Origin of the sequence: Nonomuraea rhizosphaerae, from assembly GCF_019396405.1 — a bacterium.
GTDB classification, from domain to species: domain Bacteria; phylum Actinomycetota; class Actinomycetes; order Streptosporangiales; family Streptosporangiaceae; genus Nonomuraea; species Nonomuraea rhizosphaerae.
Genome location: NZ_JAHKRL010000536.1, coordinates 1 through 8345, shown reverse-complemented (window position 1 = coordinate 8345; position 8345 = coordinate 1). Strand labels below are relative to the sequence as shown.

Annotated in this window: 9 protein-coding genes; 3 read left to right on the top strand and 6 right to left on the bottom strand. The window is 73.5% G+C overall.

The genetic code is table 11. The features are described from left to right. Positions 1 to 350: pyridoxal-phosphate dependent enzyme (locus KME77_RS27860; protein ID WP_219471916.1), on the top strand; the 350-nt coding region annotated here is incomplete at its 5' end. Between the two features lie 16 nt (positions 351 to 366). Here KME77_RS27860 and KME77_RS27855 read toward each other — a convergent pair. The 3 genes from KME77_RS27855 to KME77_RS27845 are packed head-to-tail and all read right to left on the bottom strand — an operon-like array spanning position 367 to position 3899. After that, complete coding sequence (locus KME77_RS27855) at positions 367 to 1056, bottom strand: hypothetical protein (RefSeq protein ID WP_219471915.1); 690 nt, start codon at positions 1054 to 1056, stop codon at positions 367 to 369. 28 nt (positions 1057 to 1084) lie between these two features. Continuing rightward, entirely contained in the window at positions 1085 to 3595 is a 2511-nt protein-coding gene (gene hrpB, locus KME77_RS27850) for an ATP-dependent helicase HrpB (RefSeq protein WP_219471914.1), read from the bottom strand. Beyond that, complete coding sequence (locus KME77_RS27845; RefSeq protein WP_219471913.1) at positions 3582 to 3899, bottom strand: ArsR/SmtB family transcription factor; 318 nt, start codon at positions 3897 to 3899, stop codon at positions 3582 to 3584. The genes hrpB and KME77_RS27845 overlap by 14 nt, the downstream gene beginning before the upstream one ends. Positions 3900 to 3989: 90 nt before the next feature. Here KME77_RS27845 and KME77_RS27840 point away from each other — a divergent pair, with 90 nt between their 5' ends. After that, on the top strand, positions 3990 to 5132 hold the full coding sequence (locus KME77_RS27840; protein WP_219471912.1) for an MFS transporter: 1143 nt from the start codon (positions 3990 to 3992) through the stop codon (positions 5130 to 5132). Here KME77_RS27840 and KME77_RS27835 read toward each other — a convergent pair. From KME77_RS27835 to KME77_RS27825, 3 genes are all read right to left on the bottom strand, one after another. Next, positions 5090 to 5695, bottom strand: a complete 606-nt coding sequence (locus KME77_RS27835) for a TetR/AcrR family transcriptional regulator (protein WP_219471911.1) — start codon at positions 5693 to 5695, stop codon at positions 5090 to 5092. The two genes, KME77_RS27840 and KME77_RS27835, sit on opposite strands and share 43 nt — an antisense overlap. 27 nt (positions 5696 to 5722) lie before the next feature. Further along, positions 5723 to 6553, bottom strand: a complete 831-nt coding sequence (locus KME77_RS27830; RefSeq protein ID WP_219471910.1) for an undecaprenyl-diphosphate phosphatase — start codon at positions 6551 to 6553, stop codon at positions 5723 to 5725. Positions 6554 to 6640: 87 nt separating this feature from the next. After that, the gene (locus tag KME77_RS27825; protein ID WP_219471909.1) at positions 6641 to 7468 is read right to left on the bottom strand and encodes an NmrA family NAD(P)-binding protein; all 828 of its coding nucleotides are present in this window, start codon (positions 7466 to 7468) and stop codon (positions 6641 to 6643) included. Positions 7469 to 7543: 75 nt separating this feature from the next. Between KME77_RS27825 and KME77_RS27820 the strand changes: the two genes are divergently transcribed. Further along, positions 7544 to 8345 (top strand): cupin domain-containing protein (locus KME77_RS27820; RefSeq protein WP_219471908.1); only part of this gene is annotated, 802 nt, incomplete at its 3' end.

Sequence of the window (8345 nt, the reverse complement as noted above, 5' to 3'; positions counted from 1 at the left end):
CCACCGGGGCGCCCGCCGCGATCGTCTCGCTCGGCGACACGGACGCGTACGGCATCGGCGGCTCGGTGGGCGGCCACCGGGGCGTCCGCGCGGTGCGCGACAGCGGCGGCGAGGCGATGCTGGTCACCGACGACGAGATGCGGGCGGCGCAGCGGGCGCTGGCCGGACAGGGGCTGTGGCAGGAGCTGTCAGGGGCGGCGGCGCTGGCCGCCTACCGGAAGATGGGCCGCGACTTCGACGGGCCGGTGGTCTGCATCGCCACGTCCAGCGGGTTCAAGGACACAGGCGTGGGGACGGAGCGGGTCGAGGTGCTGGCCGAGCCCACGATCGACGACGTGCTCGGAGCCTGACCCAGGGATGACGTGCTCAGGGCTTGATCCACACCCGCAGCGGGCCGATCGGCAGGAAGCCGTGCCGGGACGCGGGCTCCGGGTCGGTCTCGTAGCCGACCAGCGGGCGGCCGGGGAACAGCTCGGCCGCCGTCGCCACCGTGCCCGACCAGGCGGCGTCCAGGTCGCAGCCCAGGGCGAACAGGTTGGAGACGCCCGCCACGCGGCCGCTGCCGTTCAGCGCGGAGCCGCACACGATGTCACCGCCGATCCGGCCCGCCAGGAACGTGACCTCGCCCAGCAGCGCCGCCGGGAACAGGCCGAGGTCCGCGCCGGGGAAGCAGGCGCGCTCCCAGTCGCGCAGCGTGGCGGCGTCGCGGACCACCTCCCAGGCGATCACGTCGCCGGTCGCCGCCGGGGCCGCCTCGGCGGCGTGGAACGGCCGGTAGATCCATCGCGCCTCGAACAGCAGGTCCCAGCCGGGCGGCTCGACCAGCGCGAAGCTGTCCTTCACCGAGGCGCTCGGCTTGCCCTCGACGCCCGGCAGCAGGTCCGGCCAGCCGGCGGCGGGGGCGAGGGTGATGGCGTCGGGGTAGTACGGCGGACTGGAGGCGGGGTTCGTCCAGCTCAGCGCGGTGAACGTGCCCGGCGAGCCGTGAGCGCGGCACACGGCGTCGCACCATTCGGCGTTGTTGAGCGCCGCCTCCAGCAGCCGGTCGTCGCTCATCGGCGGGCCTCGCTCATCCGCGTCTCGTTCATCGTGGGCTCCGTTTCACGCGGGCGGTGGGCGGCGCGGTCAGCGGGTCCTCGGGCCAGGGATGCTTGGGGTAGCGGCCACGAAGCTCCGCGCGTACGGAACGGTAGCCCTCCCGCCAGAACGAGGCCAGGTCCGCGGTCACCGCCACCGGCCGGCCGGCGGGGGAGAGCAGGTGCACCAGCAGCGGCACGCCCGAGATCGCCGGCGTCTCCGTCCAGCCGAACAGCTCCTGGAGCTTGGCCGCCAGCACCGGCCGCTCGCCCGAGTAGTCGACGCGCACGCGTGACCCGCTGGGCACCGTGACCCGCTCGGGGGCGGCCTCGTCCAGCCGCTCGCTCCACGGGACCAGGCGTTTCAGCGCGCCGGCCACGTCGATGCGCTCCAGGTCGGCGCGCCGCCGGGCCCTGGACAGCTCGGGCTCCAGCCACCGGTCCGCCAGCGCCGGGAGGTCGTCCACCGGGGGCCACGGGTCGCCCAGCTCGCGATGGCAGAAGGCCAGCCGGTCGCGTATCGCCACGGCCTCCTTCGTCCAGGTCAGCACGTCCTCGGTGCGCAGGCCGTACAGGACGGCCTCCCGCACGTCGGCGTTCCTGAGCGGCGAGGAGGACAGCTCGATGGCGCCGAGCCGCTCCACCACGCGCGCGGAGACGTCGCCGCGCCGCTCGCCCGGCGGGACCCGCCACGTGACCTCCTCCTCGGCGGTGACCGGGAGCGCCCGCCTGGCGGTCTCCTCGTCGATCACCACGGCCTGGCGGACGCGCGCGGACGCCGAGCCCGCCGGCCGGTCGGCCACCGCCACGGCCAGCCATTCCGCCTCGCCCAGCCGCGAGCCGTCGGGCAGGCGGGCCTGGGTGCCGGAGGCCATCAGGTAGCCGCCACCGCGCCGCCTGGCCACCCGCTCGGGGAACGCCAGCGCCACGGCCGCGCCGGCCACCGCGTCATCGCTCATCCGCCCGCCGTACCCGGCGCCGCTGCCGGCGTTGGCGCTGGGTTCAGTGCCGGAGCTTTTGGTCAGGCGCCGGACCTCCTGGCGCCAGCGGGCGGTGAAGCCGTCGCGGCCGTCGCGGGCCGCCCGCCAGACCTCCACGAGGTCGTCGCCCGCGTCGCGGGGAAGCTGCTCCGACAGCAGCGCCACCACCTCGGCGGCGCGCGGCCCGAGGTCGAGCAGCGCCCTGGCCAGCCGCGGGTGCACACCCGCCAGCGCCATCCGCCGCCCGCGACCGGTCACCCGCGGGCCGACGCTCCCCTTCCCGCCCGTCTCCAGGGCGCCCAGGGTCTGGAGCGTACGGGTAGCGGCGGCCATCGCCGCAGGCGGAGGGGCGTCCAGCAGGGCCAGGCCGGAGGCGTCGGGCACGCCCCAGCAGGCCGCCTGGAGCGCGAACCCGGTCAGGTCCGCCAGCGCGATCTCCGGCCGGGCGTGGTCGGCGAGCCGCTCGTGCTCGGCCGCCGTCCAGCACCGGTACACCGTGCCGGGAGCCTCCCGCCCCGCCCGCCCCGCGCGCTGGTCGGCCGACGCCTTCGACACCCGTACGGTGGTCAGCGAGCCGAGGCCGCGGGCGTGGTCGGTGCGCGGCTCCCTGGCCAGGCCCGAGTCCACGACCACCCGCACCCCCGGCACGGTCAGCGACGACTCGGCGACCGACGTGGCCAGCACCACCCTGCGCGCCGAGCCCGGCGACAGCACCGCGTCCTGGACCTTGGCCGGGGCCTGGCCGTGCACCTGGAGCACCTCGACGCCGGGCAGCTGGGCGGCCACCCGGGCGATCTCCCCGGCTCCGGGGAGGAAGCACAGCACGTCGCCGTCGCGCTCGGCCAGCGCGCGGCGTACGACGTGGGCGACATGGGACAGCAGCGCGGGATCGACGCGCATGCCGTGCGGCGGCGCGACCGGGCGCTCGGGAGGGGTCCAGACGGTCTCGACGGGGTGCGCCGCGCCCGACGCCCGCACGATCGGCGCGTCCCCGAGCAGCCGCGACCAGGGGCCCGCGTCGGCGGTCGCGGAGGCGGCCAGGACGCGCAGGTCGGGGCGGAGCGTGTCGCGCACGTCCAGCAGGAACGCCAGGGCGGTGTCGGCGTCGAGGTGGCGTTCGTGGCACTCGTCGAGCATCACCGCGTCGACGCCGGGCAGCTCCTGGTCGCGCTGGAGCCGTTGCAGCAGCACGCCGGTGGTGACGACCTCGACCATGGGGTTCGCGCCGGTGTGGCGCTCGCCGCGGATGGTGTAGCTGACGCCCATCCGCCTGGCCGCCGCCCGTACGGCGAGGCGGCGCGGCTCGGCGACCAGCACGCGCAGGCCCGACTCGGCCAGCGCGAGCGGGACGACGGTGGTCTTGCCGGTGCCGGGCGGCGAGGTCAGCACGGCGGCCCCGCGCCCGCCGAGCGCGTCGAGCAGTTCGGGAAGCGCCGCCCGGATCGGCAGACCGCCGGCGGCGTTCCCGGGAGGCGGGCCATCAGGGCCGCTCCCGGCAGGCGGGCCGTTCCCGGCAGGGTGGCCGTCAGGCAGGGACATGGGCCGCCGAGAGGACCGATGCGAGCAGGCCGGGGAAGCGGGTCTCCAGGTTGTCGCGCCGCAGGCTGATGTACACCAGCCGCCCCTCCTGCTTGGACATGATCACCCCGGCCTCGCGCAGCGACCGGTAGTGGTGCGAGGCCGTGGACTTGTGCACGCCCAGGTCGTCGCCGGCGTCGGTGCACGTCATCTCGCCGCGGTGGGCGAGCCGCAGGACGATCTCCAGCCGTACGGGGTCGGACAGCGCCCGCAGCACCTCGGTGAGCTGGATGTCCTCCGTGGCCGGATGTGGGAGCAGGCGCATGGGTCGACCCTATCTCCGTCGCATTGTTTGACAACGATCCAACTATACGTCAGTTTGATGAGGGTCCAACTGTTTCGGACTGGAGACCTTGTGAACCGTCCCCTCTATCCCCTCGCCCTCGGGAACTTCGCCGTCGGCACCGCCATGTTCGTCACCGCGGGTCTGCTGCCGCCCATCTCCCGCGACCTGGACATCTCGCTCGCGGCGGCCGGCCAGTTGATGACGGTGTTCGCCCTGTCGTACGCGGTGCTGTCGCCGCTGCTCGCGGCCATGACCGCGCGGCTGTCGCGGCGGCGGGTGCTGTTGATCGCGATGGGGGTGATGGTCCTCGGCAACGCCCTGACCGCGTTGGCGCCCACGTACCCGCTGGTCATGGCCACGCGGGTGATCGCGGCCGCCGGGGCGGCGATGTTCACGCCGACCGCGTCCGGCGTGGCCACCGCGCTCAGCTCGCCCGAGCGGCGCGGGCGCGCGCTGGCGCTGGTGATGGGCGGCATGACGGTCTCGTCGGCGGTCGGCGTGCCGCTGGGCACGTGGCTGGGGTCGGCGTCGGGCTGGCGGACCACGATCTGGCTGGTGGTCGTGCTCGGGGTGCTCGGCTTCGCGGGGGTGGCCGCCGTGGTGCCGGACGTCATGATCGAGACCTCGGGACGGCTGGCCGAGCGGTTCGCCCCGCTGGCCGACCGGCGGGTGATGGCGGTGCTGGTGACGCAGCTGCTGATGTTCGCCGCCGCGTTCGCGGCCTACACCTACATCGGCTCGCTGTTCGACCTGCCGCTGCCCGCCGTGCTGTGGGCGTGGGGCATCGGCGGGATCGTGGGCAACCAGTTCGGCGGCCGGCTCACCGACGCGTACGGGCCGCGCCGGGTGGTGCTGTTCAGCCTGGCCGCCTCCACGGTGTTCATGGCCCTCATCCCGGTCGCCAACCTCGCGCTGCCGGTGGCCCTGTTCTGGGCCTTCCTGTGGGGCGCGCTCGGCTGGGTGATCGCCCCGGCGCAGCAGTACAGGACCGTCGCCGCCGTGCCGGACAACGTGCCGATCGCGCTGGGCCTGCTGTCGTCCTCGCAGTACGTCGGCGTGTTCGTGGCCGGCATCGCCGGCGGCCTGGCCCTCGACGGGTACGGCAGGCTGGGCGTGATCACCCTGGCCACCGGCCTCGGCCTGCTCGCCCTGCTGTTCACGCTGGCGACCTACCGGGTCAGCTCCTCCGCCGTGAGCGTGCCGGTCAAGTAGCGCTGCACGTTCGGCGCCACCATGGCCGCCACCCGCGGGACGGGCAGCGAGGCCAGCGGATCGATCCTCAGCACGTACCGGAACATGGCCAGGCCCAGGAGCTGCGACCCGGCCAGCAGCGCGCGGGTCCGGCCGTGCTCGCCGCCGATCAGGTCGCCGAGCGGGCCGAGCAGCTCCGCGCGTACGAGGTTCTCCAGCAGGTCGGCGGCGGCCGGGGAGGCGGCCGCCGCGTGCAGGACGGCGCTCAGGCGCGGGCCGTGCTCGGGGTGCTCCCACAGCGACAGGTAGCGGGTCACCAGCCGCTCGCCCGCGCCGTCGAGGCCGTCGTCCAGGACCTCGGTCAGCGGCCCGACCGGCATGCTCTCCTTGATCGCCGTGGCGAACAGCCCGTCCTTGCTGCCGAAGAAGTGCATCACCAGCGCGGGATCGACGCCCGCCTCCCGGGCCACGCCCCTGATCGTGGTCTGCGCGTAGCCCCGCGAGGTGAAGGCGGCGACGGCGGCCTCCAGGATCTGCTCCCTGGTCCGCGGGCTCCCCGGACGTCTGCCCCGATCTTCGGCCATGAGGCCATTCAACCAACCGCCGCGGGCTCAGCCCTGGGTGGGGATCCAGCCGAGGGTGACGGCGAGGATGACGAACAGGCCCAGGAGGATCCGGTAGATGACGAAGCTGGTGAAGCGGTGGGTGCTGATGTACTTCAGGAACCAGGCCACCGCCGCGTAGCCGACGATGAACGAGATGATCGTCGCCAGGATCGTCGGCCCCCAGTCGGGGGCCTGCCCCTCGCCGATCTGGGTCAGCTCCAGCAGGCCCGACGACAGCACGGCGGGGATGGCCAGCAGGAAGGAGTACTTGGCGGCGTCCTCGCGCCGGTAGTCGAGCAGCAGGCCTGCGGTGATCGTGCCGCCCGAGCGGGACACGCCGGGGATCAGTGCCAGTGCCTGCGCGAAGCCGTACACGATGGCGTGCGTGAAGCTCAGGTGCTTGTCCAGGGTGAGCTTGTTGCGCGCGGTGTGGTCGGCGAACCACAGGATGATCCCGAACACGATCAGGGTGGTGCCCACCAGCCGCAGGTCACGGAAGACCGTCTCGATCTGGTCCTTGAACGCGATGCCCAGGATGCCGATCGGCAGCGAGCCGGCGATCACGTACCAGCCCATGCGGGCCGCGTGGTGACCGCGCAGCGCCGGCGTCCACAGGGAGCGGGTCCAGGTGGAGATGATCTCCCAGATCTCCTTCCTGAAGTAGATCAGGACGGCCGTCTCGGTGCCGAGCTGGATGACCGCGGTGAACGCGGCCCCGGGGTCCCGCCAGCCGAAAAATGCTGACAAGACCCGGATATGGGCGCTTGAGGAGATCGGCAGGAACTCCGTGAGGCCCTGAATCAGCCCCAGCACCACCGCTTCGAGCCAGCCGATCACAGACCCACACCTTCCGAATGCCCGCCCAAGTGACGAGGCGAGGCTAGCGGATCCGCGGCCCCGCGGGTGCCCGCGCGGCGCGCTCGGTCAGTGCGAGTGCCCGGCGGGGGAGGTCCACACCGGGGCGTTGGCGGCGGCGTAGTCGGAGAAGTCGCGGGGCTCGCGGCCGAGGGCCTGCCGCACGCCGTCCGCCACCTGGGCGTTGCGGCCGTCGAGGATCTCGGTGAACAGGCCGACCAGCCCCTGGACCTCGTTCTCGGTCAGGCCGCCCTCGTACGCCTTGGCGATGAACTGCTCGACCGTGACCGGCATGTACACGATCTCCCTGTCCGCCGCCTTGGACAGCTCGGCCGCCACGTCCGCGAACGTCAGCAGCCTCGGCCCGGTCAGCTCGTACAGCCTGCCGGCGTGCCCCGGCCGGGTGAGCGCGGCCACGACGACGTCGGCGATGTCCTCGACGTCCACGAACGGCTCGGGCACGTCGGCGCTCGGCAGCGCGATGACGCCGGAGAGCACCGGCTCGACCATGAAGCCCTCGCTGAAGTTCTGCATGAACCAGGAGCACCGCACGACCGTCAGGTCGGCGCCGGTCGCCCGGACGGCCTGCTCGGCCGCCTCGGCCAGCGGCTCGCCCCGGCCCGAGAGCAGGACCTGCCGCCGGACCCCGCGGGAGACGGCCAGCTCGGCGAACGCCTGGATCTGCGCCAGGGCGCCAGGGAAGGCCAGGTCGGGGTAGTAGGTGATGTACACGGACTCGACGCCCTCCAGGACGGGAGCCCAGGTGGAGGGGTCGTTCCAGTCGAAGGGCGGTTCGCCTGAGCGGGAGCCGATCCGTACGGGCAGGTCGAGCGCGGTGAGCCGGTCAGCGACGCGGCGGCCGGTCTTGCCGGTGCCGCCCAGCAGCAAAGTTGTCATGACTCAAGTAAGCCCCCATACCAGTTGGACGCTCCATGGTTGAGAAGCGCAATCCCATATGCAATCGTCTAGCTCATGGATCAGCTCGCCGCCCTCCTCGACGGCCCGAGGGCGAGAGGCGCTTTCATGTTGCGCTCCCTCCTCGATCCGCCCTGGTCACTGCGCATCCAGGACGAGGCGCCGCTCACGCTGGTAGTGATCGTGCGCGGTGAGGCGTGGGTCGTCCCCGACCAGGGCGCCAACACCCGGCTGAAGCCCCAGGACATCGCGATCATCCGGGGGCCGGAGCCGTACACGGTGGCCGACGACCCGGCCACGCCGCCGCAGATCGTCATCCACCCGGGCCAGCGCTGCTCCACACCCGACGGCGGGACCGTCTACCAGGCCATGGACCTGGGCGTACGCACCTGGGGCAACGCCCTCGACGGCCAGTGCGTGGTGCTCACCTGCACCTACCACATGGAGGGCGAGGTGAGCAGGCGGCTGCTGGACGCGCTGCCCCGGCTGATCGTCCAGCAGGGCGACCCGCTCATCCCGCTGCTCGGCACCGAGATCGTCAAGGATCAGCCCGGCCAGGAGGCGGTCCTCGACCGGATGCTCGACCTGCTGCTCATCTCCGTCCTGCGCTCCTGGTTCGCCACCCACGACGCGCCCGCCTGGTACCGGGCGCTGAGCGACCCGATCGTGGGCAGAGCGATGCGGATGCTGCACAACAACCCGGCGCACCCGTGGACGGTCGCCACGCTGGCCGCCCAGGTGGGCGTCTCGCGCGCCTCGCTGGCCAGGCGCTTCACCGACCTGGTCGGCGAGCCGCCGATGGCCTTCCTCACCGACTGGCGGCTGGCCCTGGCCGGCGACCTGCTGCGCGAGCCCGAGG